This is a genomic window from Nonomuraea sp. NPDC048881 (assembly GCF_040649795.1).
Taxonomy (GTDB): Bacteria; Actinomycetota; Actinomycetes; order Streptosporangiales; family Streptosporangiaceae; genus Nonomuraea.
Genome location: NZ_JBEZGC010000013.1, coordinates 134,372 through 159,325 on the forward strand (window position 1 = coordinate 134,372; position 24,954 = coordinate 159,325).

21 protein-coding genes are annotated in these 24,954 nt (G+C 70.5%); 14 read left to right on the forward strand and 7 right to left on the reverse strand.

Going from position 1 to position 24,954, the window contains the following annotated elements:
• The first annotated feature begins 356 nt into the window (after positions 1-356).
• Positions 357-836, forward strand: a complete 480-nt coding sequence (locus AB0C33_RS36510) for a GNAT family N-acetyltransferase (protein WP_358295988.1) — start codon at positions 357-359, stop codon at positions 834-836.
• Positions 837-914: 78 nt separating this feature from the next.
• Here AB0C33_RS36510 and AB0C33_RS36515 read toward each other — a convergent pair whose 3' ends face one another.
• Genes AB0C33_RS36515 through AB0C33_RS36525 form a run of 3 tightly spaced genes read right to left on the reverse strand, consistent with a single transcriptional unit; the run spans position 915 to position 3,353 of the window.
• Positions 915-2,225, reverse strand: a complete 1,311-nt coding sequence (locus tag AB0C33_RS36515) for an FAD-binding oxidoreductase (RefSeq protein WP_358295991.1) — start codon at positions 2,223-2,225, stop codon at positions 915-917.
• Positions 2,226-2,263: 38 nt separating this feature from the next.
• On the reverse strand, positions 2,264-2,680 hold the full coding sequence (locus AB0C33_RS36520) for a DUF4267 domain-containing protein (protein ID WP_358295994.1): 417 nt from the start codon (positions 2,678-2,680) through the stop codon (positions 2,264-2,266).
• Positions 2,681-2,714: 34 nt separating this feature from the next.
• Positions 2,715-3,353, reverse strand: coding sequence for a hemerythrin domain-containing protein (locus tag AB0C33_RS36525; RefSeq protein ID WP_358295997.1), 639 nt, complete (start codon positions 3,351-3,353; stop codon positions 2,715-2,717).
• Between the two features lie 194 nt (positions 3,354-3,547).
• On the opposite strand from AB0C33_RS36525, the gene AB0C33_RS36530 reads away from it, so the two are divergent.
• A complete protein-coding gene (locus AB0C33_RS36530; protein WP_358296000.1) occupies positions 3,548-4,417 on the forward strand; it encodes an oxidoreductase in 870 nt (289 codons plus the stop codon).
• Between the two features lie 489 nt (positions 4,418-4,906).
• Here the strand turns inward: AB0C33_RS36530 and AB0C33_RS36535 are convergent, their stop codons facing one another.
• Positions 4,907-5,875, reverse strand: coding sequence for an NmrA/HSCARG family protein (locus AB0C33_RS36535; protein WP_358296003.1), 969 nt, complete (start codon positions 5,873-5,875; stop codon positions 4,907-4,909).
• Positions 5,876-5,970: 95 nt separating this feature from the next.
• On the opposite strand from AB0C33_RS36535, the gene AB0C33_RS36540 reads away from it, so the two are divergent.
• Positions 5,971-6,444 (forward strand): MarR family transcriptional regulator, encoded by a 474-nt coding sequence (locus tag AB0C33_RS36540; RefSeq protein ID WP_358296006.1) that lies wholly within the window; start codon positions 5,971-5,973, stop codon positions 6,442-6,444.
• Positions 6,445-6,494: 50 nt separating this feature from the next.
• Here AB0C33_RS36540 and AB0C33_RS36545 read toward each other — a convergent pair whose 3' ends face one another.
• The 3 genes from AB0C33_RS36545 to AB0C33_RS36555 all read right to left on the reverse strand — a co-directional run bounded on the left by AB0C33_RS36545 (position 6,495) and on the right by AB0C33_RS36555 (position 14,364).
• Entirely contained in the window at positions 6,495-10,316 is a 3,822-nt protein-coding gene (locus AB0C33_RS36545; protein WP_358296009.1) for an RICIN domain-containing protein, read from the reverse strand.
• An 86-nt stretch (positions 10,317-10,402) separates the two neighbouring features.
• The gene (locus tag AB0C33_RS36550) at positions 10,403-11,500 is read right to left on the reverse strand and encodes a hypothetical protein (protein WP_358296011.1); all 1,098 of its coding nucleotides are present in this window, start codon (positions 11,498-11,500) and stop codon (positions 10,403-10,405) included.
• A gap of 161 nt (positions 11,501-11,661) precedes the next feature.
• Positions 11,662-14,364 carry a LuxR C-terminal-related transcriptional regulator gene (locus AB0C33_RS36555; protein WP_358296013.1) on the reverse strand — a complete coding sequence of 901 codons (2,703 nt, stop codon included), beginning with the start codon at positions 14,362-14,364 and terminating at the stop codon, positions 11,662-11,664.
• A 394-nt stretch (positions 14,365-14,758) separates the two neighbouring features.
• Here AB0C33_RS36555 and AB0C33_RS36560 point away from each other — a divergent pair, with 394 nt between their 5' ends.
• The 11 genes from AB0C33_RS36560 (at position 14,759) to AB0C33_RS36610 (ending at position 24,916) form a co-directional block, all read left to right on the forward strand.
• Positions 14,759-15,418: a sigma-70 family RNA polymerase sigma factor gene (locus AB0C33_RS36560; RefSeq protein ID WP_358296016.1), complete on the forward strand. Its 660-nt coding sequence runs from the start codon at positions 14,759-14,761 to the stop codon at positions 15,416-15,418.
• A gap of 93 nt (positions 15,419-15,511) precedes the next feature.
• Positions 15,512-16,696, forward strand: a complete 1,185-nt coding sequence (locus tag AB0C33_RS36565) for a low temperature requirement protein A (RefSeq protein WP_358296019.1) — start codon at positions 15,512-15,514, stop codon at positions 16,694-16,696.
• A gap of 9 nt (positions 16,697-16,705) precedes the next feature.
• On the forward strand, positions 16,706-18,436 hold the full coding sequence (locus AB0C33_RS36570; RefSeq protein ID WP_358296022.1) for an FAD-dependent oxidoreductase: 1,731 nt from the start codon (positions 16,706-16,708) through the stop codon (positions 18,434-18,436).
• 120 nt (positions 18,437-18,556) lie between these two features.
• The gene (locus tag AB0C33_RS36575; RefSeq protein WP_358296024.1) at positions 18,557-18,787 is read left to right on the forward strand and encodes a hypothetical protein; all 231 of its coding nucleotides are present in this window, start codon (positions 18,557-18,559) and stop codon (positions 18,785-18,787) included.
• Entirely contained in the window at positions 18,771-20,423 is a 1,653-nt protein-coding gene (locus tag AB0C33_RS36580) for a ferritin-like domain-containing protein (RefSeq protein WP_358296027.1), read from the forward strand. The genes AB0C33_RS36575 and AB0C33_RS36580 overlap by 17 nt, the downstream gene beginning before the upstream one ends.
• Before the next feature lie 20 nt (positions 20,424-20,443).
• Complete coding sequence (locus AB0C33_RS36585; protein WP_358296030.1) at positions 20,444-20,686, forward strand: hypothetical protein; 243 nt, start codon at positions 20,444-20,446, stop codon at positions 20,684-20,686.
• Between the two features lie 42 nt (positions 20,687-20,728).
• Positions 20,729-21,643, forward strand: coding sequence for an RNA polymerase sigma-70 factor (locus tag AB0C33_RS36590; protein ID WP_358296033.1), 915 nt, complete (start codon positions 20,729-20,731; stop codon positions 21,641-21,643).
• A 46-nt stretch (positions 21,644-21,689) separates the two neighbouring features.
• Positions 21,690-22,385 (forward strand): sigma factor, encoded by a 696-nt coding sequence (locus tag AB0C33_RS36595; protein ID WP_358296036.1) that lies wholly within the window; start codon positions 21,690-21,692, stop codon positions 22,383-22,385.
• Positions 22,386-22,590: 205 nt separating this feature from the next.
• Complete coding sequence (locus AB0C33_RS36600; protein WP_358296039.1) at positions 22,591-23,343, forward strand: SDR family oxidoreductase; 753 nt, start codon at positions 22,591-22,593, stop codon at positions 23,341-23,343.
• 9 nt (positions 23,344-23,352) lie between these two features.
• A complete protein-coding gene (locus AB0C33_RS36605; RefSeq protein ID WP_358296042.1) occupies positions 23,353-23,763 on the forward strand; it encodes a cupin domain-containing protein in 411 nt (136 codons plus the stop codon).
• Positions 23,764-23,896: 133 nt separating this feature from the next.
• Positions 23,897-24,916, forward strand: coding sequence for a ferritin-like protein (locus tag AB0C33_RS36610; RefSeq protein ID WP_358296045.1), 1,020 nt, complete (start codon positions 23,897-23,899; stop codon positions 24,914-24,916).
• Positions 24,917-24,954 lie beyond the last annotated feature (38 nt).

A 24,954-nucleotide genomic window follows, 5' to 3' on the forward strand; every position in this document is an offset into this window, starting at 1 on the left:
TACCTTTCATCTGGAATACCTGGTGCGTCGTTCTCGGGTGGCCCATGAGCTTGCGCACGAAGTGGGGCGGAGCAGGTGAACCTGCGGCCCTTGGTCACGCTCGCAGAGGAGCATGACGGCTTGCGTGGGGAGAAAGCGAATGCTGGGCGACTTCTTGCCGAACGGCGGAAGGCTCCGGCGAGCCATCTGCGGCGCTGTCCGGGGCGCCTCCGCGCTGCCAGGGCTCCCCGGCGTCTCCAAGGTCGGTCTGTCCGGCATCCGTGCGTGACGTGCGGCGATTCGCGCAATGGTCACCCGCGCTTGATCGCGGTGATATTCGCAGGACGGTCTGCGCAATGATCCGATAGAGAGGATCCATGTCGATTCGTGTGCGCCTTGACGACCTGTGCCAGGAGACCTGGGAAGCGGTGGCCGAGCTGAGGGTGGCTGACGACCAGGCTGATCTCATCGCGTCGAACCTGTACTCGATTGCGGAGAGTCGGTTCTTGCCGGGCTTCGTGACCCGTGCGGTGATGCACGATGAGCGCGCCGTGGGCTTCGCGATGTACGGCCCCGATCCCGATGACGGCCAGATCTGGCTCTATCGCTTGATGATCGACAAGGATCACCAGGGGAAGGGGCTGGGCCGAGCGGCCCTCCAACAGGTCATCGCCCATGTGCGGGACGCGTTCGACGCACCGGTGCTGCGGTTGGGAGTGCGTGGCGACAACATCGCGGCCAGGGCGCTCTACACCTCTGCCGGGTTCGTTCCCACCGGGCAGGTCTTCGGCCGGGAGGACGTCCTGGAGCTCCGTCTGCGAACGGGGCACGAGACGGGGCCGGTCCAGTCGCCGTAGGGCGACATCTGTCACGCGGGTGTGGTGCGGCCCCGCCGCCGTGGTGGGCGGAGGGGCCATCAGCCGCTGGGAACCGATCTATCCGAGCACCGGGTAGTTCGCGCGGAACACGTTGTGCGGGTCACGGGCCCGCTTGATCTTTCGCAGCCGCGTGAGCGCGCTGCCGGAGAAGGACTGCGCCGCCGTGTCACCGGGGGACAGCAGGGTGTACGGCTTGCGGCCGCTGATGTACGCCTCCAGGTCGGCCACGACCTCGGCCTGCTTGGCGCGCGTCGCGTCGGCCGCGTGCGGCAGGCCGAGACCCACCAGTCCGAGCAGGTACGGCTCAGCCACCGCGCCGCTCGCACCGGCCCCGCCGCCCGGCTCGGCGAGCGCCCCGCCCAGGTGCCTGATCTGCACGTTGATGAGCGGTTCGATCGGCTTGGCCAGCAGGAGCTCCACGGTGTCCGCGTTCAGGCCGGTGAGCAGCTCCGCACGAGCGATGGACGGGACCGGATCGGTGGGCTCGGCGGCGATCCTGCCCAGATCAGCGATCGGGACGACGCCGCGGCTGTCGGAGATCGCGCCCTCGATCTTGTCGATGCGTGCCAGCAGGTCCTCGCCCTGCGCCGCCTCACCCAGATAGGCCAGGTCCAGCGTCACCATCGGCGGCGCGCCGGGGGGCTGGAGCCGGTTGATCCAGACACTGAGCTCACGCGGCGCCTCGGCGGTGATCTCCAGGAACGCGTCGTACACCTCCCGGGTCCGGTGCTCCGGCCAGATCACGCGCCCGCCGTACAGGACCGGAGCGGGATACAGGTCGAGTTCGAGGGCGGTCACCACCGCGAAGTCCCCGCCACCGCCGCGCAGCGCCCAGAACAGGTCGGGGTCGGACTCGGCGGTCACCCGGCCCGGCTCGCCGTCGGCGTCCACGATGTCGATGGCCCGCACGCTGTCGGAGGCCAAGCCGTGCTTGCGGCTGAACCAGCCGACGCCGCCGCCCAGGGTGTAACCGGTCACGCTGACCCCCGGCGCGCTGCCGGACAGGCCGGTCAGCCCCAGCGGACCGGCCGCCGCCAGCACCTGCCCCCACTTCGCGCCCGCGCCCACCCGGACCACGCGCTCCCGCGGGCGGATCTCCACGTCGTTCAGCAGGCCGGTACGCAACAGGATCAGGCCGTCCACATCACCCGAGGCGCCATGCCCGCTCGGCTGCGCGGTCACCGTCATGCCCGCCCGCCGCGCGTAACGCACGAGCGCCGCCACGTCATCGGCGTCCGCGGCCTCCGCCACGGCCGCCACCGGCTGCCTGACGGTCAGATTCCACGCGGTGGCCGCCTGTTCGAAGCCGTCGTCACCGGGCAGGAGCACGCGCCCCTTCAGGACACCGCGCAAATCGTTGGTCGTCATTGTCGTCTCCCTTGTCGAGTTGTCAGAAAATGCGGACGTCAGGCGGACTGCGCGGCGGTCGCCGGGGTGGTCGCCGGGGTGGCGCCGGCCTCGCGGAGGATCAGCCACCCCGTGATCGCGATCAGCGCCGCGGTCAGGCCGTGGACGCCGAGCGCGGCGGCCGTGGATCCGTGGTGGGCCAGGACGTTGACCATGTCGCCGAACGGGGCGATGGCCACCATCAGCAGGACCCAGCCCAACGGGCGGCGGTGGCCCGTCACCAGCAGGACGCCCATGGCCAGGCCCATCGCGATCTCGCGGCTGCTCTTCACGATGGGGAAGCCGCTGTCGCCAGAAGGCCAGTTCGGCAGGCCCGGGAAGGACGGCTCGAGGGGCAGGACGAAGGACAACCCGAGGTAGAGGGTGAACAGGACGACAGCGGTGGCCAGGACGGTGTTGAGCTTCTTCAGCGACATGGTCGTTCTCCTTGTATGTACGGACGGGCAGGGTTCAGCCGCGGACACGGCGGATGTGGCGGGCGTAGCGGGGGCGGCCGATGACGTGCCAGATGACGCGGACCGGGGCGGGCAGCCCGCTGAGGACGAGGGCGCGCTCGGCCGGGTTCGCGTCCTCCAGGACGGCGCCGAAGAGCGTGAACAGGGTGAGCTTGGGCGTGTTGTGCACCAGGTGGTCGCCCAGGGAGGCCCACTCCTGTCGGGTGATGTGCTTGGCGGCGAGCGGGAGGAGGGTGGCCTCCTCGTCATGAAGGTGTTCCAGCAGGACCGCGCGGTGCTCGCAGAGGGCGGCCGCCAGGGTGTCGCGTTCGTCGGCGCCCGCGGTGGCCTCCCAGGCGGGGAACGCGGCGTCCAGCCTGGTCAGGGTGGCCGCGACGCGTTCGTGCTGGGCCTGCATGCGCAGGACGACGTCGGCCTCCAGATCCACCCGGGACAGCAAGGGCGGCCACAGCAGCTCGTCCTCGCCCTCGTGATGGTTGTGCAGGCCCAGCCGGTAGACGCGGAAGTGGCCGGCGATCACCCTGGCGCGAGCGGTGTCACCGGGGGCGACGGCCGCGACGAGCTCCACCAGCAGCCGCGACTCACGGCGGAGCACGCGGTGGACGATCTCCATGTCCTGGGTGTTGACGCTCATCTGTTCCCGCTCCTTCATCGGTTGCGATGTGTTCAGGCTGCTCCTGGGTGTTTGGAAGGCATTTGGAAGCGATTTGGAACGTCCACGAAAGATGTGCGGATCATGGTCTTCATCCGGGTGCTGGGCTCGTTCGGGGCCCAGGTTTGCGGCGGGCCCCCGGCCCCGGACGCTGATCACCGCTAGAATGGGTGATCATGACGACTGGACGATGGGCGTTGGGCGGCGACCTGAGCGTCGCCAGGGTCGGGTACGGCGCGATGAAGCTGACCGGCTGGCCGAAAGGCGACCGCCCCAGCAGGGACACCGCGCTCGCCGTCCTGCGCCGGGCCGTCGACCTGGGCGTGAACCACATCGACACCTCGCACTACTACGCTCGCGACGGCGTGGCGGCCAACGAGCTGATCCGGGAGGCGCTGCATCCCTACCCGGACGACCTGGTGATCGTGACGAAGGTGGGCGCGCTGGTCGAGGGCTCTGACCTCGCCTTGCCCGCCGAGGGCAAGACCGGCCTCACCCCCGACGGCCTGCGCCGCGGCGTCGAGGCGAACCTGCGCTCGCTCGGCGTGGACCGCCTCGATGTCGTCAATCTGCGCATGGGCGACCTCGACCGCGCCGGGACGCCGCTCGCCGGTCCGCTGGAGACGTTGCTCGCGCTGCGCGAGGAGGGGCTGATCCGCCACCTCGGCGTCTCGAACGTGACACCCGCCGAGTTCGCCGAGGCCCAGAAGATCGCGCCGATCGTCTGCGTCCAGAACCTCTACAACCTGGCCAGGCGCGAGGACGACCCGCTGGTGGACGCCTGCGCCGAGGCGGGCATCGCGTACGTGCCGTTCTTCCCGGTCGGTGGGTTCCGGCCGCTCACGGCCGAGCGCCTGGACGCCGTCGCCGCCCGCCACGGCGCGACCGTGCCGCAGGTGGCGTTGGCCTGGCTGCTGGCCCGGTCGCCGAACATCCTGCTCATCCCCGGCACCGGCTCGCTCGCCCACCTGGAGGAGAACGTCGTCGCCACGTCCCTGCAGCTGACCGACGAGGACCTGGCCGACCTCGCCGACCAGGCGCACTGACCACGGAGTCCGAGGGACCACGACAGGTGCCGGCCGATGACTCCTGGCCGACTCGGCAGCGTCTCGTCGTGCCGACCTGGTCGATCGGATGACCAAGGAGATCGACCGGGGCCGGGCACGCGCCGCCGGCGAGCGCATGGGCAAGTTCACCTGCTGACGAGGGCGGCGCGCTGCTCGACGGCAGGGCGGTGGGCGCCAGGCGGCCGTTGACCGAGAGCGACACACGCGTGCTCGCCGTGGTCGCTGGAGGACGGCCCAGGCCGGAGCGATCGCGTGTGGGCTGGGACGAAGCCGGTTCGATTGATGGTGGGAGCGTGCCAGTCGGGCCAGGGTCCGGTCCGCACGGGGAACTGGTCGCCGTGGCGCCGGCGGGTGAGGCGGCCGGGAGAGGCGTGCCCGCGAGAACCGTCGCCATGGAAAGGCTGTGGGTTCGGCGGAATGCCTGCATGTGAGCCGGGGCGGCCGCGTGCGGGGCGGGGCGGGTGCCGGTCAGCGCGGGATGGTGTCCCGGTGGGTGGCCAGCCACGCGTCGAACGTCTGCAGCCGCGGATTGAGTGCACGCAGCAGCTCGAAGTCGATGAGCTCGGCGATGTCGGGGGCGGCCGCGACCAGGTACTGGAGCATGTTGCCGACCTCGCCCGCGCCCGGGAAGCCCGCGGCCCGGATCATGTCGGGGCTGACCGCCTGGTACGTGACGGGCTCGCCGAGCGCCTGGCTCAGCGCGGCGGCGTACTGCGCGCCGGTGAGCACGGCCCCGGCGACGCTCACCCGCCTGCCGGCCATCCCGTTCCCCTGGCGGAAGATCCCCAGCGCGGTCCTGCCGACGTCCTCCGCGGCCTGCGCGGCCACCCTCGCCTCGCCGAACCCGAGCGGCAGCACCAGTGCGCCCGTCTCGTCACGCCGGGGCGCGAACATGTCCCGGAATGCCTCGTAGTAGACGTTCGCCTGCAGGAAGGTGGTGGGCACGCCCGACTCCAGGAAGAACCGGTCGGCCTCGGCCTTGCCGTCGGCGTGCGGCACCTTGTACGTGCCCCCGAAGCTCGGCGTCCCGTCGTCCGGACGGAAGTAGCCGCGGGTGTCGGACAGCGTGGACCAGACGAAATGCCGGACGCCGGCCTCCCGGCCCGCCCGCGCGGCGTTGCCGGCCTGCTCCCGCTCCTTGGTGGTCGCGGGCCGTGCCCGCTCCTCCTCGGGCGTGCGCGGCTCCCAGAAGTTCGTCACCACGAAGGCGCCGTGCGCGCCGTCGAAGGCCCTGCGCAGGCTGCCCGCGTCGTCGAGATCGGCCTCCACGACCTCGGCCCCCAGGGCGGCCAGCTCCCTGGCCCGCGCCGAACCCGGGTCCCGGGTCAGGGCTCGCGCGGCGAACCGCCCGCCGCGATCGTCGAGGATCGCGCGGACCAGCCCGCCTCCTTGCGCCCCGGTCGCGCCCACCACGGCGATGATCTGCTGCTCGCTCACGGAAACGGTCCCCTCATGTGTTCAGGTTGATGTATCAACCCGGTCTACCATACAGCGCCAGGTTGATACGTCAAGCAACCGGTAGAGTGGGCGTCATGGGATGGGAGCAGGACATCGGCGAGGCCGACCGGATGTGGCGCACGTACATCGAAATGGCCAAGCACCTCGGCTCACACCTGCAGCAGCACCTGCAGCGCGAGTGCGACCTGTCCGCGGCCGACTTCGAGGTCCTGGTCCGGCTCGCGGAGTCGGAGCGGCGGGTGATGCCCGTCGCGGAGGTGGCCGCCGCGACCCAGTGGGAGAAGAGCCGCCTGTCCCACCAGCTCACCCGGATGGCGCAGCGCGGGCTGGTCGAGCGGGTGGACGCCGACGACCGCCGCTATCCCGACGTGCGGCTCACCGACAAGGGCTCCGCGGCGATCGACAAGGCCGTCTCCGAGCACACCGAGCTGGTGCACGCCCTGTTCATCGACGTGCTCGGCCCAGAGCGGCTGGCCGGTTTCGCGCAGGCGTGCGCCGACGTGCTCCGCGCGCTCGACGAGCACCGGGAGCGGGACTGCTCGTTGTGATCACGCTCCCGCCGGCAGCCACGAGGCTGCCGGTGGAACGCCGCCGGCGGTCAGCCTGCGATGGCTTTCCAATTCCAGGTGAGCCCGTAGGACGCGCTCAGCGCCAGCAGACCCGGGCCGGCGGTGCCGAGGTTGAGGAAGCGGCCCCGCGCGTCGTACTGGCCCACCGCCGTCAGTTGCGAGGCGTGCCTGTCGGCCGGTGGGGTGCAGAACATGTAGCCGCCGTCATTGGGACGGAATTCGTTCAGCGTGAGCAGGTTGCCGTCGCCGACCGCGGGGTTGGTGGCCGTTGAATTGACATACAGTCCCTTGTGGACCAGGTAGTAGCAGTAATATCCCTCGGTCTTGTCGGCGTATACGGGCATGAATTCTTCCGCGGAATCGTCGCTGTCGGGTTCGAGCGCCACCGGCGTGCCCGGTTCCGGGTCGGAGTCCTGTACGGTCATGGCCGATCCCGCGCCGGTGACGATCTCATCGACGTCCAGCGCCTCGTTCTCGGCGTCCTGGAGGAACCAGCGCTGGTCGGGATCGAATTCGTCGGCGAGGTCACGACCCACCAGTTCTTCGCCGTCAGCGCGATCCAGGGCGGTCAACGCCTGGCCGGTGGCCTTGTTCAGCAATATCCAGGTGCCGTCTCCCATGTCGAGCAATCGCCACAGCTGGGAGTCGCCGTCGTCGGAGCCCTGGAGAATCACCGGCGCGTCGGCGAGTCCGGATTCCTGGCCCAGATAGGTACGCGTGAAGCTGTGCAGCACGCGATAGTGTCCCGGGTCGTCACCGGCGGCCAGGAACCGGAAATTGTGCGCGCTCTGCTCGGATCGGGCGAACGTCCTGGTCTTGAGGCGGCTGCTGCCGGGCCGCGTCCCCGCACCCGAAGGGTAGGGGGAGCGGGTGCTGGAGGCGCTTCGGAGATTCTGCGTCGTTCGCGGAACGGCCTTCGCCTGCCGCGCCGGTTGGGACGTCGTGCACCGCTGGTCCTCGGTGAGATAGGAGAAGTCGTATTCGACGGGAAGGTGGTCCGACATCTCGAAGTCGGTCATCGGCGTCCCGAACCCGTACCCCCTGTAGAGCGCCGGGGTGACGCCGTTCTGGGTGACGGCGTAGTCGATGGTGCGTCCCGTGACGGGCCGGGTGGGCCCGCTGGAGGGCAGTACGTCGAACTGACGGGAGTCGTCGCCGAGGGCGGTCAACAATCCTGTCTGCCCATAAGCCTCCATATTGAAGTCGCCGAGGACCACCCAGGGCAGCGGTTGCCCGTTCGGGCCGGCGGTCTGCATATGACTCCTGATGTTCCGCAGCATCGTGACGTTGTCCGTGCCGCCTGCCGCGGCCCCGTGCCAGGTGAAGTAGACGACCCCGCAATAGTTGACGCCGAGCGCGGGACGGGACTTGCCCTCGTGAACGCCGTTCCGGGTCGCTCCGGGGACGACGAATATCTCGTCCCTCCGGACACTTCGCCGCGTCCAGACGGCCAGATTGATCTTCTCCGGGTTGCCGGAACCGGTGTCGACGTTCGTGTTCAGCCAATAGAGGTAACCTCCGCCGCGGCCTCCACTGGTTCGGCTGAGCCAGATCTCCTCGACGGGAGGCGCGTTCGTGCTGCCGTCGCGCATCCTCTTGACGTAGTCGGTCTGAGCGATCGTGTCCTTGCCCCAATAGTGCCGGTCGGCGGGATAGCCGGTCTCCTGCAGGGCCAGGAGGTCGTTCTCCCTGGGAGGACTCTCCCGGGTGTGCAGAGCGGGCAGCGCGGTCGCGTACCTGTCGCCCTGTTGCGGCGAGGACGCGCCGGCCATGTTCCAGGTGGCCGCCTTGATCTCGACGAGCTTCGGGTCGCGTGGGGGAAGCTCGCCGCCGGTGTCGCGGAGGAACAGCGACCGCCGGTGTCCCACGTCGAGGGCGGCCACTCCGTTGCCCTGGTAGTTCAGGGTCTCCCGTCCGGTCCAGTCCGTGATCGCCTGCCCGTTCTGGCTCAGGGGCAGGAACGCGCGTGGGTCGGAGCCGTCCGAGCCGAACTGGAAGGCGGTGCCGGCCTGGGCGCCGTACGGCCGGTACGGCTCGAACGGCCCGCCGGCGGTGGTCTGCTTGCTCAGCGTGTTGTCGAAGAAGACGTTCTGCGGCCCGGAGGAGCCGGCCCACTTGCCCGCCTTGGGCCCGGCCGCCCACCAGATCGGATACCAGGTGCCCGCGTCCATCTCACCGCCCTCGCCACCGCAGTTGGCGGAGCAACTGGCCGAGCGGTGCTCGTAGGGGACTCGCACCGTGTTCTGCTCGAACAGGTTGTCGTGCTCCCAGCCGCCGTGCAGGTTCAGGTCGGAGTCGAGGTCGTTGCGGAAGGCGACGTTGCCGCCCGCCGACCACTGGAAGGTGAAGTGGCGCAGGTCGCGGCTGAGGTTGTGCGCCCACAACGAGTCCCACACGCGGCTGCCACGCAGGTAGCCGTTGCCGCCCTTGCCCTTGTTCCAGGCGCCGTCGAAGCTGTTGCGCTCGATCTGCAGGTTGCGCGCCACCTCGGTGACGATCGGGTGTGAGCCGGTCATCGTGGCCTTGAGCCCGCGCGCCCAGCTGTTCGCCGCCCACTTGAACACGATGCCGTGCATGGCGTACTCGGGCGCCAGGTTGCCGTAGTTGTGCACGGCCTGCTCGGGAGTGAGCGCGTACGTCTCCTGGCCGCCGATCTTCGGCAGGCCGTTCATGTCCTGGGTGAAGGAGAAGTCCTCGAACCCGACGCCTTCGACCACCTTCAGCGGCGTGACCTTGCTGGCGTACGGGCCGCCGCCGTTCAGCGGTTCGGAGCCGTCCGATTCGGAGTTCACCGGCAGGTCCCACCTCAGCGGCCGGTCCAGCGTGATCGTCTTGGCCGTGGCGTCCATGCGGCTGAGCCGGAACATCTCCTGCCGCATGTGGAGCGCCTCGATCATGCTCTGCTCGGTGATGCCCTGCTGCGCGTAGAACTTCCTGCTGTTGGCCGCGCCCACCCAGACATAGCCGCCGGGCCTGAACCTGGTCATGTCGGCCTTCGCGTCCAGCCGCACGACCGTGCCTCCCGCTCGTGCCGAGAAGCCCGGGTCATCGGCCGCGGCGGCCACCTTGAAGCCGGCGGCCCAGTGCTGGTTGACGCTGCCCTCGTACAGATCCTTGCGCATGGGCAGGCTGGAGGCCAGCTCCCAGTCGTCCTTGTACCGGGTCGCCACCTCCCGGGTCTGGACGCGGAACATGCCACGCCCGGGCCAGATCCAGCCGCCGTTGCCGACGTCGGGGGCGGTGCCGGCGATCATGCTCTCCTGGTCCCACCGGCCGTTGATCACCTGGTCGTAGCGGGTCTGGAGGCCGGGCCTGAACACCAGCCGGGTGCCGCCGTCGCCGGAGCCCTTGCCCCGTACGATCAGAAATCCGGCATCTACGTAGATCTGCTGGGTGATGTCGATCCGGCCTGCCGGTAGCTCGATGAGCGAGAGCCGGTTGAAGTTGGCGTTCGGCGAGCAGTCGTCCTTGATGTGGTCGATCGCCTTCTGCAGTCCGGCGGTGTCGTCGGTCCCGTCGTCCGCCGTCACCCTGTAGGAGGAGGCGAGCTCTTCGGGCGAGATGCGGCAGGAGGCGTCGTCGGTCAGATCCGCATCGCCCTCAGGCAGCTCCTGGCCGCCTCGGTATCCGGCGCGGGACCAGTCCGGCAGTCCGGCCGGCGGGGTTGTGCGGTTGCCGTGACTCAGGTCAGGGCCGGACGCTCCAGGCCCGGCCCACGGCGGGTCCTCCGCCGTGGCGGGTGCGGTCACGGACGTCGGGGAGGCGGACGCCCCCCACGCCGCCGGGGTGCTGCCCGGCGACGACAACGAGAGCAGCAGGACGGACATCATGGCCGCCGCTGGTCGGACCATTCTCACGTGATCTCTCCGAGAAGGACGCGGACGCCGGGAGCCGGCGTCGGTGACGATGACGTCGTCCGGCTGCGTGTTCGCCGGCTTCACCACTGCGGGGCCGACGGCGTGGGCATCGCCGCGAAGTCGTAGACCTTCTTCCACAGCACGCCGCTCCTGCCGCCGGCCGAACCGTTGATGACGTAGTAGAGATCGGTTCCGGCCACCACGGCCAGCGGGGTTCTGCCGGGGGAGAGCGCGAAGCTGTTCTCCTCGTAGTAGCCGCTCCACCCGCCGTCGCGCGAGATCAGGTAACTGCCGATGGTGTTGTCACGGTCCTCGGTGATGGTGATGACGCCGTAGCCGCTTCGGGAGAGCGCGACGGACGGGCCGTTCCTCGTGTAGCCCGGGGTGCCTGTCGCGTAGACCCGGAACGGATTCGTCCAGTTGCCGGTCCCGTACCGCTGCCGCGACATGTACACGTAGTTGTCGGTGCCCGTGAAGGCGAGCACGACCTGGTTCCAGGGAGCGGGGTCGCCGTTGGCGCCCACCTGGGCGGCCAGTCCCGGCGCGTCCTTGCTCCGCGCGCCCGGCACGACGCTGGGCGAGCTGTAGGTGCCGGTGTCGCCGTTGTAGTACATCGTCCAGATGTCGTCGGTGGACTGGCTGTTCCAGGCGAGCATGAAGGAGTTGCCGGGGAGCGCGGCAGCCGCCACGGGCTCGGTGTCGGTGGTGCGCGTGTCGTTGGGGATCCTGGTCCAGCTGGGCAGGGTGGCGGGTAGCTGGTAGCTCGGGCTGAGCTGGACGCGGTGCTGGTAGACGTGGCCCTCGGTGCCGGTGTGGAAGATCCGGAAGTTGCCGCGGCCCCCGTCGTCCGTCCAGATCACCCGCGGCGGCGTCCAGGTCTGGGCGTTGGGCAGCGAGTACGCGGGGCCGTTGTTCAACGAGATCCAGATGGAGTCGTTGTCCGCGCCGCGCCAGGCGTGCAGGATGTTGCCGCGGTCGTCGCGCGCCTCTCCAGGAGTGGACCTGCTGGTGATCTGCCCGCCGGCGTAGGTCACCGGCTGCCAGTCGGACCCCTCACCGGGGAAGCCCCAGGAGCTGATCGAGGCGCCGCCGTCGTCGGCCGAGGCCGGCGCCGTCATTCCACCGGCGGAGGCGATCAGCGACACGGCCGCGATGAACAACCTCTTCTTGACGAACATCTCTTCTCCCGCATCGTCTCTCGAATCGACGACCATCACGCCGTTGGCCCGGCGGTGACTCATGGACCGTCGTTACAGAGACAAAGTGCGGGAGGCCGCCCGTGACATGACGCTCGTCACATCACCGTCCCGCTCGCGGACGACGGCGGGGCCGCGGATCCTCAGGCCGTGAGCGCCGCGCCTTCGAGCAGCGTGGTGCGGATCTGCTTGCGTGAGGAGATGCCGAGCTTCGCGAAGACCTTGCGCAGGTGCCATTCGACGGTGTGCGGGCTGATGAAGAGCTGAGCGCCGATCTCGGGGTTCGTCAGCCCGTCGCCGGCCAGGCGCGCTATCTGCGCCTCCTGGGCGGTGAGAGTCGCGCGTGCCTCGACGGTGCGCCTGCGTACCGTCTCACCGGTGGCCTGGAGCTCGCGCCGGGCGCGTTCCGCGAACGCCTCGGCCCCCATGTCGCCGAGCAGCTCGTATGCGATGCCCAGCTGCTCGCGCGCGTCGAGGCGGCGGTTCTCCCGGCGCAGCCACTCGCCGTAGAGCAGCCGGGTGCGGGCGAGCGTCGTCCGGACCTCGGTGCGGCCGAGCCGCTCGATCGCCTCGCGGTAGAGAACGTCGGCGTCCGCTCCGTCGCTCACCTGGGCCCGTACGCACGCCGAGGTCCCGAGGGCCCAGTCGGTGCCGCTGGCTCGGGCCATCTCGTCGAGTCGCCAGGCGACCTCGGCCGCCCGGGCGGGCCTTCCGCTCCGGACGGCGGCCTCGACGAGTTCGACCGTGGACCTGATGGCCGTCCCGCCGAGCTCCTGCGGGTGCTCGAAGGCTCGCTCGGCGGCGACGTACGCCTCCTCGTAGCGGCCGAGGCCGTTGCAGAGCACCGCGCTCGCCCATTGGGTGGCGGTCACCACCTTGCCTTCCCCCTGAAGGGCCGGGTCCCGCGTGATCGCTGCGCTCACCTGACGGGTCGCGGCCTCTCGTCCTCTCCACGGTTCGAGGATCAGGGCCGCGTACTGGGCCAGGTAGCGGCTGCCCGTCACCTCGCCGATCGTCACCGCCTCGGCGACCAGCGCGTCGGCCAGGGCGAACTCACCGGCGAGGACCCTGTTCGACACGAGCATGTGGAGGGCTGAGGGCAGCACCGACAGTGCGCCCGCCTCGCGTGCCAGATCGACCAGTCTCGCGGAGAGCACCGACCAACTGTCGAAGTCCCAGACGTTATGGGCCATCCGGGACGCGAACGGCAGCCAGCCAAGGCCCTGTTCCCTGGAGACCCCTTCGGCGCGGAAGGACTCCAGGGCCCGCAGCACCATCGGCACGCCCGCGGCGGACCCCTCGGTGAGCGCCACGCCCACGCCGTTCAGGAGCAGGTCGTTGCGCTCCGGCGGCGGCCCCGGCGGTGCGGCGAGCAGCGCCTCGGCGATGTCCGCCACCTGGGCGCCGCTCGGCAGCCGGCCCGCGTTCATGGCCGCGTTCAACGTGTCGCGGTAGGTCTCGCGGGCCAGCCCGGCGTCCAGCGGCGCCAGGCGCTCACCGGCTCTGAGCAGCAGCGGGAAGGCGGAACCTGCGCTCCTGGAGGCGAACGCGATCTGACCGCGCAGCAGGTCTGCCTGGGCGCGTTCGCGTTCGTCCAGAGTGCTGAGCTCGGCTGCGTCCAGCAGTTCGAGCGCGGCGTCGTACCCGCCGGCCTGGTACTTGGCCCGTGCCGCCGCCAAGGCCCTGGCGCCGCGGCGCGCGGGGTCGGGGGTCAGCTCGGCTGCCCGCTCGTGGAACGCCGCCGCCGCGGCGACTCCGCCGCGCGCCTGCGCCCGATCGGCCGAGCGCGCCAACTCGGCGGCCACCGTCTCGTCGGGGCCGGCCGTCGCGTTGGCGAGGTGCCACGCCCGGCGATCGGGGTCCGCCCGGGGATCGGTCGCGTCGGCCAGCGCCCGGTGGACGTCCTGCCGGTCCTGCGGGGACGCGACGCGGTAGGCCGCCGATCGCATGAGGGGATGACGGAAACGCACCCGCGTACCGATGGCGATCAGCCCCGCCGCCTCGGCCGGCGACGCGGCGGACACCTCGATGCCCAGCAACTCCGCCGCGCGAGTCAGCAGGGTCACGTCCCCGACCGGCTCGGCCGCCGCGATGAGCAGCAGCCGCTGCGTCTCGGCCGGCAACGACCGGACCCGCCGCAGGAAGCCCTGTTCGATCTGGCCGGCCAGCGGTCGCGCGTCGGGCCGCCCGAATCCACCCGCCAGCTCCGCCGGCGCCAGCCCCCGGGGCAGTTCGAGCAGGGCCAGCGGGTTTCCCTGCGTCTCGACGACGATCCGGTCCCGGACCTGCTCGTCGAGTCGTCCAGGAGTCACGGAGTCCAGCAGGGCGCGGGCGTCGCTGTCGCTCAGCCGTCCCACGTCGAGCTGGGGCAGCCCCTTCAGCTCCGGTCCGAGGTGGTGCTCGCGCACCGCGAACACCAGCCCGATCGGCTCGGCGAGCAGGCGCCGCGCGACGAAGGCGAGGGTCTGCGCGGAGACCTGGTCGAGCCACTGCGCGTCATCGACCAGGCAGACCAGCGGCCCTTTCTCGGCCACGTCGGCGAGCAGGCTGAGCACCGCGAGCCCGACCAGGAAGCGGTCCGGAGGAGTTCCCGCGCTCAGGCCGAACGCCGTCCCGAGCGCGTCGCGTTGCGGGCCCGGCAGGCGACCCAGATGCTCCAGCAACGGGGAGCACAGCTGATGCAGCCCGCCGAAGGCCAGCTCCATCTCGGATTCCACGCCGGTCGCCTTGATGATCCGGCAGCCGGACGCGCTGTCCCGCGCGTACTCCAGCAGCGCCGTCTTGCCGATGCCGGCCTCGCCGCGCAGAACCAGGACCGAGCTGTGGCCGTCCTGCACCGTCGCCACGAGCTGATCCAGCGTCTCGCACTCCAGCTGCCGCCCGAGAAGTCGCGACCCGGGACCTCCGCTTGCCATGGCACTGCCCCCGACGATCATCTGTGCGTTGCCCCATGACCGCTGAACATGGGGAGAAACCGGCGCTACATCCTAGATGGAGACGTAACCTACCGTTCTCCCGTCAAGCCCAGCAATCTGCTGGTGACACCGGCCGCAGGGTGAGCCGGGTGGTCGCGGAGCGTCCCACTGCCCGAGGCGCCTCCGCTGCCCCGACGCCCGCCACGGTGCGGGCCAGGGTACCGACCACGGTGTTCCCGGGGCGCGATGGAGCAGCCCGGGCAGCGACCGTGATCGCAGTGGCATCACCGGATGCCAGCTGTCGAACGGAGCCGCCATCGTGACCATGAGCCTGTTGGAGTCGTACGAAGACCACGCGGAGCAGACCCATGACCGGTCGAGCACCCATGGGGACGGAGACGATCCGGCGTTCGTCAGCGCCGCGCCCCGGCTTCTCACGATCGGTCTGCGCGTCCTGCAGGACGTGGGCGAAGCCGAGGACGTGGTGCAGGAGACGTGGCTGCGTTGGGCCCGTGCCGATCGCTCGGTCGTCATCAGCCCGCCGGCGTTCCTCGCGCTGACCACCGCGAGGCTCGCCATCAACGTCGCCCGGTCCGCCCGCAGGCGCCGAGAGACCTCCGCCGGCTCCTGGCTCCCCGAGACGGCGGACCTCGCCGCCGGACCCGAGACGGCAGCCGAACGACGAGAGGCGGTCGACACGGCGATCCGGCTGCTGCTGGAGAGGCTGACACCCGCCGAACGAGCCGTCTATCTCCTGCGCACGGCCTTCGACTACCCCTACCGCCAGATCTCCGAGCTCCTCCACCTCGGCGAAGACCACGCGCGGCAACTCCTGCGACGCGCGCGCAACCACCTCGCCACCGAGCGACGCCACCAGGTGAGCACCACCGCGCACCGGCGCCTCGTGCGGACGTTCGTCGCCGCCGCCCAGTCCGGCGACCTCGCCGCGCTGGAAGACGTGCTCACCGCCGACATCGTCCGCTGAGTTCGATCGCTGGTGCGGCGATCTGTCACAGATCACGACGCCGTCCGGTCTTTCCGGTGAATCGGACACCGAAAGAGCGACAGGAGCGTGAGCGTGCCCTCGACCATGACCACCATCCGGATCCGGGTCAGGATGAGCTCCCGGCCCGTCGACGAGCCGCATCGCGCGTCGAGCCAGCTCGAGCTGCTCTTCGATCTCACCTTCGTGGTCGCGGTCGCGGCCGTCACGGCGCAGTTCGCGCACGTCATCGCCGAAGGTCATGGCCTGACCGGGCTGGTCCCGTTCCTCCAGGTGTTCTTCGCCATCTGGTGGGCGTGGATGAACTTCACCTGGTTCGCCTCGTCCTACGACACCGACGACGTTCCCTACCGGCTGCTGACCATGGTGCAGATGGCGGGGGTGCTGGTCCTGGCCGTCGGCGTGCCCGCCGCGGCCGGCCATTCCGACTACGGGATCATCACCCTGGGCTACCTCATCATGAGGATCGGGCTCGTCGCCCAATGGCTCAGGGCCGCCTTCGAAGACCCGGCGAGCCGCCGTACGGGGCTCCGCTACGCCGCCGGCATAGGTCTGGTCGAGCTGGGCTGGTTGCTCCGGCTCGCCCTCCTGGACGCCGGCCTCCTGCCGGCGTCGCTCCAGCTGCCGTTCTTCGCCTGCCTGGTCGTCCTGGAGCTGGCGGTGCCGTGGTGGGCGGAGCGGGCCAGGGCGACCACCTGGCACCCGCGGCACATCGCCGAGCGCTACGGCCTGTTCACGATCATTTTGCTGGGCGAGAGCGTCCTGGCCGCGAGCAGAGGGGTTGAAGGGGCGCTCGAAGCGGCTCCCCTCGTCGTCATCGCCGGATCCGGTCTCGTCCTGCTGTTCGCCCTGTGGTGGCTGTACTTCCTGGTCGAGGCGGGGGAGGGGCTCAGCGAGCGGCGTCACCGGTCGTACTGGTGGGGGTACGGCCACTTCGGCGTCTTCGCCGCGCTGGCGGCCCTCGGCGCCGGGCTCGAGGTCGCGGTGGAGCAGAGCGGGCGCCAGGTGCTGGCATCGCCGACGGCGATCGGCTACGCGGTCGCCGTCCCGGTCGGGGTGTATCTCATCCTGCTCCGGGCGGTGCATGCGCTGGTCGACGCGGACTCCGTCGTCCCCCGCGCCGCCGTGGCGGGGTGCGTCGGCGCCGTCGTGTCGTCGCCGCTCGCGGCGCCGTGGATCGGGGTGGCCGCCGTGGTCGCGCTGATCGCGGCCGCCTGCGTCGCGCTGGTCGCCGTCGCCATCTGGGCGGCACGTAGCTGAAGGAGCATCATGTACGCGTCAGAGAACAGAATCGCCACGTCCGTCCTGGTCATCGGGACCGGAGGGGCCGGGCTGCGGGCGGCCGTCGAACTCGCCGAGCGCGGGGTGGACGTCCTCGCGGTCGGCAAACGGCCGAAGGCGGACGCACACACCGCGCTCGCGGCAGGCGGCATCAACGCGGCCCTCGCCACGATGGACCCCGAGGACACCTGGCAGCAGCACGCGGCCGACACTCTCAAGGAGAGCTACCTGCTGGCCAACCCCGAGACGGTGCGCATCGTCACCGAGGGGGCCGCGCGTGGCATCGAGGACCTCGTGCGGTACGGCATGCCGTTCGCACGCGAGCGGGACGGGCGGATCTCCCAGCGCTTCTTCGGCGCCCACACCTTCCGGCGCACCTCGTACGCGGGGGACTACACCGGACTGGAGATCCAGCGCACGCTGATCAACCGGGCGGCCCAGCTCGACGTCCGCGTCCTCGACACGGTGTACATCACGCGGATTCTCGTGCGCGACAACGCGGTCTTCGGCGCGTACGGGTTCGACCTGACCGACGGCAGCCGCTACGTCATCCATGCCGATGTGGTGATCCTGGCCGCGGGCGGCCACACCAGGATCTGGCGGCGCACCTCCTCCCGGCGCGACGAGAACACCGGCGACTCCTTCCGCCTGGCCGTCCTGGCCGGCTGCCGCCTCCGCGACCCCGAGCTGGTGCAGTTCCACCCCTCCGGTCTCATCGCACCGGAGAACGCGGCGGGCACGCTCGTCTCCGAGGCGGCACGGGGGGAGGGAGGGGTCCTGCGCAACAGGCTCGGCGAGCGGTTCATGTCCCGGTATGACCCGGAGCGGATGGAGTTGTCCACGCGCGATCGGGTCGCGCTGGCCGCGTACACAGAGATCAAGGAAGGTCGCGGCACCCCGGACGGCGGCGTGTGGCTGGACGTGTCGCATCTGCCGCGCGAGACGATCATGACGCGGCTGCCTCGCGTCTACCGGACGCTCCTGGAACTGCAGATGCTCGACATCACCAAGGAGCCGATCGAGGTCGCGCCGACCGCGCACTACTCGATGGGCGGCGTCCGGGTGCGCCCCGAGGACCACGGCACGGACGTCGCCGGCCTGTACGCGATCGGGGAGGCGGCCAGCGGCCTGCACGGCGCCAACCGCCTGGGCGGCAACTCCCTCATCGAGCTCCTCGTCCTCGGCCGCGTCGTCGGCCGGGCGGCGGCGGAGTACTCCGCGGGTCTCGGCGCGCAGCGCCGCTCCGCCGAGGCGCTCGCCGCGGCGCGGCAGGAAGTGGACGAGCTCCTGTCCGCCGACGGCCCGGAGAACGTGCGGTCGTTGCAGCGAGCGCTGCGCGACATCATGACGGAGCACGCCGGAGTGGTACGCGACGAGGGCGGCCTGCGAAAGGGCCTCGCCGAACTGGCCGCGGTCGAGGCGCGCATCAGCGGGATGGGCGTGCACCCGGACATCGCCGGCTTCCAGGACCTGGCCCATGCCTTCGACCTGAAGTCCGCCGCGCTCGCCGCGCGCGCGACCATCGAAACCGCGATCGAGCGCCGCGAGACCCGCGGCTGCCACAACCGCTCCGACTACCCGGAACTCGACCCCGCATTGCAGGTCAACCTCGTGTGGTCCGGCCCCGGATCGGTGGAGCGGGAGAGCATCCCGCCGATTCCCGCCGAGATCGCGGCGCTCATGCGCGACGTCTCAACCGTGGGAAAGCTCGCCGAATAGCCGGATCTTGTCACAAATGCCGAGGCTGCCCTGTCTTAGCTGGCGATCGGACCACATGGGCGCGGGAGTCGGCGGGCTGAGGCCAGATCGCCGGCCGACTGCAGATCGCTTGGAGGAGACATGAGCACCCCGAACGGTGAGAACGAGTTCCTGTACGAGCTCCACGTCGAGATCGAGGAGGAGCTGATCATCGCCGAGGCCAGCCACCCGGAGGAGGAGGTGGGGCAGCCGGTCACCGAGTGGCTGTACGACCCGACGGACGTCGAGCGCGAGAAGATCGCTCTGCGGGGGCTGCGCGACGCGGTCGAGGTGCTGGAGGACGGCTGGCGGCCGGGTGACGACGTTGCCTGAGCCGCGGATCGGCACGCTCGGCAGCCTGCGTGAGCATCTGCAGTGGGCGATCGAGCTGGAGCACGCGACGTTGCCGCCGTACTTGACGGCGCTGTACTCGTTGGATCCGGAGCGCAATCCGGTGGCTGTGGAGGTGGTGAGCGGCGTCTTCGTGGAGGAGATGCTGCATCTGGCGCTGGCGGCGAACCTGCTCAACGCGGTCGGTGGCACGCCGCGTCTGGACGTGCCGGGGATGCTGCCGCCGTATCCGCGCAAGCTGCCTCATGGCGATCTGGAGGTGTCGCTGGTGCCGTTCGGCGCGCAGGCGCTGGAGATGTTCCTGCGCCTGGAACGGCCGGCGCCGTCCGGCGCGCCGCCGGAGGACGACGACTACGAGACGATCGGGCAGTTCTACGCCGCGATCGAGCAGGGGTTGCGCCATCTGTGCGAAACGCTCGGTGAGAAGGAGGTGTTCTGCGGCGACCCGGCCCGGCAGGTGAGCGGCGTCCACTTCCGGCACACCGGCGGCAGGCTCGTCGCCGTCACCGATCTGGCCTCCGCGCTGGACGCGCTTGAGGAGATCGTCGAGCAGGGGGAGGGCAGCGCCCGCGGCGAGGTCTGGGACGGTGACCAGGACGAGGTCGCCCACTACTACCGCTTCATGGAGCTGAAGCTCGGCCGCCGCTACCGGCGCGGGGACACCCCTGAGTCCGGGCCCACCGGTGAAAAGCTCTCGGTGGATCTCACCGGGGTGTTCCCCATGACGCCCGGCCCTGCCGACCGCGCCGCGCAGGAGGAGTTCGACCAGACCTACTGCGCGATCCTCCATCTGCTGGAGCTGGCCTTCAACGGCAGCCCGAGGATGCTCGCCGTCGCCACCGGGGAGATGTACGCGCTCAAGGCCCAGGCGCAGGACCTGATGCGGCGGGGCGGCCTCACCTTCGAGTACGTCCCGCCTGAGCTGCGCCGCTGGAGCGCGGGCGACCACCAGCGGATCGTCGTGCTCCGGGACGGGCCGTACGTCGTGTACGGTCGCGTCCCCCTGCGGCGCAAGCGGAAGATCGTCTCCGCCGAGCAGAAGAACGCGCTCACCTGGAAGACCGGCGAGCCGCTGGAGACCGAGGAGACCTACGCGCTGTGCCGCTGCGGCCGTTCGGGCGCCAAGCCGTTCTGCGACGGGACTCACGCCGTGATCGGCTTCGACGGCACGGAGGCCGCGCCGATGCGGCCCTACCAGGAGTTGCAGCACGTGCACGACGGCGTCGGCATCTCCGCGCGGCGGGTGGGCGAGCTGTGCGTGCACGCCGCCTTCTGCATCGGCCGGACCAGGCCCATCGCCAAGATGCTCGACGACACCGCCGACAGCGACGTGCGCTCGGACGTCATGGGCCGCATCGATCACTGCCCCTCCGGCTCCTACAGCTATGCCCTCGAACGCGGCGGCGAGACGATCGAGGCCGACCTCCCGCACGCCGTCTCGGTGCTGGAGGAGGACGGCCTCGCCGGCGCGCTGTGGGTGACCGGTGGAATCCCCGTCACCCGATCGGACGGCCTGCCGCTGGAGACCAGGAACCGGATGACGCTGTGCCGTTGCGGTCACTCCGGCAACAAACCGCTCTGCGACGGCACCCATCGCGAGATCGGCTTTCACGAGTGAACAACCAGAGAGGCAATCCCATGAACCAACCAGTCGTTCTCCTCGTCCACGGCGCCTTCGCCGAGTCGGCCAGGTGGAACCGCGTCATCCGGCGCCTGCGTGGCAACGAGCTCACCACGGTCGCCGTGGCCAACCCGCTGCGCGAGCGCGCGGACTCGCGCGGCACCCGCGAGGTCGCCGGCGCCTCCCACGCGCTCGCGGCCTCCCAGCCCGACGCCGTGACAGCGACTATCCTCGACGCCGCGGACCACGCGCGAGGCTGACGAACCCCTGTTCAGGCCGAGGGGCGAATCGATGTGGGGCACATGAACACGGAATCCCTGGAACAGGCGGACGCTCTCGATCAGGCGGCGTCCGCCTTCATCGAGCTGCGCCCGCGGCTGTTCGGCATCGCCTACCGGATGCTGGGCAGCGCGGCCGAGGCCGAGGACATCGTCCAGGAGGTGTGGCTGCGCTGGCAGGACACCGACCGCGAGACCATCGAGAACCCGCCGGCCTTCCTGGCGCTGGTCACCACCCGGCTGGCCATCAACCTGGCGCAGTCGGCGCGCGTGCGGCGGGAGTCCTACATCGGCCCCTGGCTGCCGGAGCCCGTGGACACCAGTCTTGACCCCACTGTCGGCGCCGAACGCGGCGAAGCGCTGGAGCTGGCCCTTCTGCTCCTGCTGGAGAGGCTCAATCCCACCGAGCGCGCCGCCTACGTCCTGCGCGAGGCCTTCGACTACCCCTATCCGCAGATAGCGGAGATCTTGCGGCTCACCCCGGTCAACGTCCGGCAGATCGTGAGCCGCGCCCGCAGGCGCGTGACCGCCGTCCGCCACGAGCCCGTCGACAGGCTCCAGCACCGGCGCCTCCTGGAGACGTTCCTCGACGCCGCCCGGACGGGAAATGTCGGCGCCCTGGAGAAGCTCTTCGCCGCCGACGTCGTCAGCTCCTCCGACGGCGACGGCATCAGGGGATCGGCCAGGTTCCCCGTGCTGGGCAACGAGCGGGTGGCCAGGTTCGTGGCCGCGTTCTCGCCGCGGTTCTGGCCGGGCACCGCCGTCACGTGGGTCGAGATGAACGGGCTGCCAGGCGTGCTCGTCACCCGGGACGGCGCCGGCGTCGCCCTGCTGGCCATGGAGGCCTCCAAGGAGGGGATCCACCACCTGTTGTGGATCCTCAACCCGGCCAAGATCGAGGCCTTCGAGCGGTCTCGCAGCCGCTCTGTCACAACGTAACGGGCTGTCCGGTCTTATCTGCCAACGATGAAGGAGGCGGCAGACCATGACCGAGGCGGGCGCCGAGTCGCTGGCGGAGATGCTCGACGAACGGCAGCACCTGCTCGGGATCGCTCTGTCCATGTTCGGCTCGGACACCACGGCCGACCACGTCGTCCAGGAGACCTATCGCCGCTGGTACGCCCTCGACGAGGAGGAGCGCGCCGCCATCGCGGTGCCGCGCGCCTGGCTGACGCGGACAGCGAGAAGCATCTGCCTGGAGCTCGTCGCCGACCCCGACCCCGCCCCCGACCCCGACCCTGACCACGTGCCCGGCGGCCGGGTGACGCGGGCCCAGCCCGTGCCGTACCCGGCCTCGCACCAGGCCGGGTACGGCCCGGAGATGCGCGCCGGGCACGAGCGGGTGGCCCGCCGGTTCGCCGCGGCCTGCCAGGCGGGCGACACCGAGGCGCTGCGGGAGGTCCTGGCCGCCGACGCGATCGTCGTCAGCGATGGCGGCGGCAAGGTGCGCGTCGCCGTACGGCCGACCCACGGTGCGGACGCGGTCGCGCGGGTCGTCACGGCGTTGCTGATCGACCAGCCAGGAACCGAGCCGGCCATCGGATCGGTGAACGGCAGGACGGGGCTCGTGCTGCGGCGGGCGGGCAAGGCCGTGGCGGTGGTCAGCGTGAGCGTGGCCGGAGCCGAGGTCACGGCGGTGTGGATCATCCTGAACCCCGACAAACTCCAGCGTTGGCGCTGAAGGGCATACCGGTGCACGAGCAGATCTCGCCGGGTACTTCTTCGAGTCGAGCATGGTCTGCGTGCTCTCGCCCTGGTCCAGGGGGCGGGATCAGCACGCTTCTCCTCGAACACGAGGCCGCCTGTCACAACCGAGGGGGGCTGCCTTGTCTTAGCTGACGACAAGGGCGCACCACAGCGCCCGGAAAGCCAGAAGGGTGCCAGCAATGAAAATCGTGGTGATCGGCGGGACCGGGCTCATCGGGTCGAAGCTGGTGAGGAAGCTGGGCGAGCACGGCCACGAGGCCGTGGCCGCGTCGCCGAACACCGGCGTCGACACGCTGACCGGGGAGGGCCTGGCCGAGGTGCTGAAGGGCGCCGAGGTCGTGATCGACGTGTCGAACTCGCCCTCGTTCGAGCGCGAGGCCGTCATGAAGTTCTTCCAGACCTCCACCGGCAACCTGCTGGCGGCCGAGGCGGCCGCCGGGGTGGGCCATCACGTGGCGGTGTCGATCGTGGGGACCGAGCGGATGCCGGAGAACGGCTACTTCGCGGCGAAGATCGCCCAGGAGCAGCTGATCGAGAAGTCCGGCATCCCGTTCTCGCTGGTGCACTCCACCCAGTTCTTCGAGTTCGCCCGCGGCATCGCCGACGAGGGCACCGTCGACGGCAAGGTGCACATCGCGCCGGTGCTGTTCCAGCCGATCGCGGGCGACGACGTGGCCCAGGCGGTCGGCAGGACCGCGGTGGGGACGCCGCTGAACGGCCGGATCGAGATCGCCGGACCGACCCGCTACAAGATGGACGAGTTCTTCCGCAAGGCGTTGGCCGCCTGGGGCGACACCCGCGAGGTCGTCACCGACCCGCAGGCGCGCTACTTCGGCAGCGTGCTCGGCGAGCGGTCGCTGGTGCCCGCTGACGGCGCGCAGCTCGGCACCGTCACCTACAAGGACTGGCTCGGCCAGTCCGACGCGAAGTAGGGCGGGGCGATGGACAAGCCGCGATCGACCGCGTGGCAGACGGCGCTGACCGTGCTGCAGGAGGCGCAGCCTCCGTTCATCCCCGAGGGTGCGCACGCGATGACCGTGGTCATCGAGTACCCGCCCGGAGACCCGGGCGCGCCGCCGCATCGCCACCCGGGTCCCGCCTTCGGCGTCGTCCTTGAGGGCGAGATGCTGATGGAGCTGGAAGGAGAGCCGGAGCGGGTGATCCGCGCCGGCGAGGCGTTCTGGGAGCCGGGTGGCGACGTCATCCACTACCAGGACGGCAACAATCGCGACGATGTCCCGGTACGGTTCACGGTCACCATGCTGTGCGAGCCGGGCAAGCCGATGTTCACGCTGGTGGAAGAGGCCGAGCTGGCCCGGCGCAAGGACCGCCGCGCGCCGCGGCCGTCCTGAACCCCGGCGAGCCATCGGCAGCGTGACGGCACCGGCTGCCGTCATCGCTGCCTGATCCCAGGATCGAACCAGGCCGCCGGCCCATCGGCCGGCGGTCCGATCCGCCATGCCGACAACCCGAGGTATGACACGAATGAACCACGAACGACCGGTCCGGATCGGCACGCTCGGCAGCCTGCGTGAGCATCTGCAGTGGGCGATCGAGCTGGAGCACGCGACGTTGCCGCCGTACTTGACGGCGCTGTACTCGTTGGATCCGGAGCGCAATCCGGTGGCTGTGGAGGTGGTGAGCGGCGTCTTCGTGGAGGAGATGCTGCATCTGGCGCTGGCGGCGAACCTGCTCAACGCGGTCGGTGGCACGCCGCGTCTGGACGTGCCGGGGATGCTGCCGCCGTATCCGCGCAAGCTGCCTCATGGCGATCTGGAGGTGTCGCTGGTGCCGTTCGGCGCGCAGGCGCTGGAGATGTTCCTGCGCCTGGAACGGCCGGCGCCGCCCGGCGCGCCGCCGGAGGACGACGACTACGAGACGATCGGGCAGTTCTACGCCGCGATCGAGCAGGGGTTGCGCCATCTGTGCGAAACGCTCGGCGAGGAGGAGGTGTTCTGCGGCGACCCGGCCCGGCAGGTGAGCGGCGCCCACTTCCGGCACACTGCCGGATCGCTGTTCGCCGTCGAGGATCTGGAGTCCGCGCTCGGCGCGCTGAAGGAGATCGTCGAGCAGGGGGAGGGCAACGCCCACGGCGAGGTCTGGGACGGTGACCAGGACGTCCTCCACCCCGAGCGGAAAGAGGTCGCCCACTACTACCGCTTTCAGGAGCTCAAGCTCGGCCGCCGCTACCAGCGGGGCGACACCCCGAAGACCGGCCCGACCGGCGAGAAGGTCGGCGTCGACCCGGACGGCGTGCTGCCGATGACACCCAACCCGCGGCCCGCCGAGCCGGGCAGTGCCGTACGGGCGGCGCAGGATCTGTTCGACACCACCTACAGCACCCTGCTGAACCTGCTGGAACAGGCGTTCAACGGCGACCCGAAGCGGCTCACGGACGCCACCCGCACCATGTTCGCGCTCAGGGCCCAGGCGCGGGCCCTGATGGCGCTGCCCGGCGGCGCCGGTCCCACCTTCGCCTACGTGCCGCCCGAAGCACGCAGCTGATCGATCCGCTTCTCGTCCACGTCCGGCTTGGCGATCGG

What these genes read in the sequence shown, in the direction of transcription:
- AB0C33_RS36575 (WP_358296024.1), top strand. Translation starts at nt 18,557, where the DNA reads ATGAGCACCCCGAACGGTGAGAACGAGTTCCTGTACGAGCTCCACGTC.
- AB0C33_RS36540 (WP_358296006.1), top strand. Translation starts at nt 5,971, where the DNA reads ATGGGATGGGAGCAGGACATCGGCGAGGCCGACCGGATGTGGCGCACG.
- AB0C33_RS36590 (WP_358296033.1), top strand. Translation starts at nt 20,729, where the DNA reads ATGAACACGGAATCCCTGGAACAGGCGGACGCTCTCGATCAGGCGGCG.
- AB0C33_RS36610 (WP_358296045.1), top strand. Translation starts at nt 23,897, where the DNA reads ATGAACCACGAACGACCGGTCCGGATCGGCACGCTCGGCAGCCTGCGT.
- AB0C33_RS36545 (WP_358296009.1), bottom strand. Translation starts at nt 10,316, where the DNA reads ATGGTCCGACCAGCGGCGGCCATGATGTCCGTCCTGCTGCTCTCGTTG.
- AB0C33_RS36520 (WP_358295994.1), bottom strand. Translation starts at nt 2,680, where the DNA reads ATGTCGCTGAAGAAGCTCAACACCGTCCTGGCCACCGCTGTCGTCCTG.
- AB0C33_RS36515 (WP_358295991.1), bottom strand. Translation starts at nt 2,225, where the DNA reads ATGACGACCAACGATTTGCGCGGTGTCCTGAAGGGGCGCGTGCTCCTG.
- AB0C33_RS36510 (WP_358295988.1), top strand. Translation starts at nt 357, where the DNA reads ATGTCGATTCGTGTGCGCCTTGACGACCTGTGCCAGGAGACCTGGGAA.
- AB0C33_RS36560 (WP_358296016.1), top strand. Translation starts at nt 14,759, where the DNA reads ATGAGCCTGTTGGAGTCGTACGAAGACCACGCGGAGCAGACCCATGAC.
- AB0C33_RS36585 (WP_358296030.1), top strand. Translation starts at nt 20,444, where the DNA reads ATGAACCAACCAGTCGTTCTCCTCGTCCACGGCGCCTTCGCCGAGTCG.
- AB0C33_RS36530 (WP_358296000.1), top strand. Translation starts at nt 3,548, where the DNA reads ATGACGACTGGACGATGGGCGTTGGGCGGCGACCTGAGCGTCGCCAGG.
- AB0C33_RS36595 (WP_358296036.1), top strand. Translation starts at nt 21,690, where the DNA reads ATGACCGAGGCGGGCGCCGAGTCGCTGGCGGAGATGCTCGACGAACGG.
- AB0C33_RS36570 (WP_358296022.1), top strand. Translation starts at nt 16,706, where the DNA reads ATGTACGCGTCAGAGAACAGAATCGCCACGTCCGTCCTGGTCATCGGG.
- AB0C33_RS36605 (WP_358296042.1), top strand. Translation starts at nt 23,353, where the DNA reads ATGGACAAGCCGCGATCGACCGCGTGGCAGACGGCGCTGACCGTGCTG.
- AB0C33_RS36550 (WP_358296011.1), bottom strand. Translation starts at nt 11,500, where the DNA reads ATGTTCGTCAAGAAGAGGTTGTTCATCGCGGCCGTGTCGCTGATCGCC.
- AB0C33_RS36525 (WP_358295997.1), bottom strand. Translation starts at nt 3,353, where the DNA reads ATGAGCGTCAACACCCAGGACATGGAGATCGTCCACCGCGTGCTCCGC.
- AB0C33_RS36600 (WP_358296039.1), top strand. Translation starts at nt 22,591, where the DNA reads ATGAAAATCGTGGTGATCGGCGGGACCGGGCTCATCGGGTCGAAGCTG.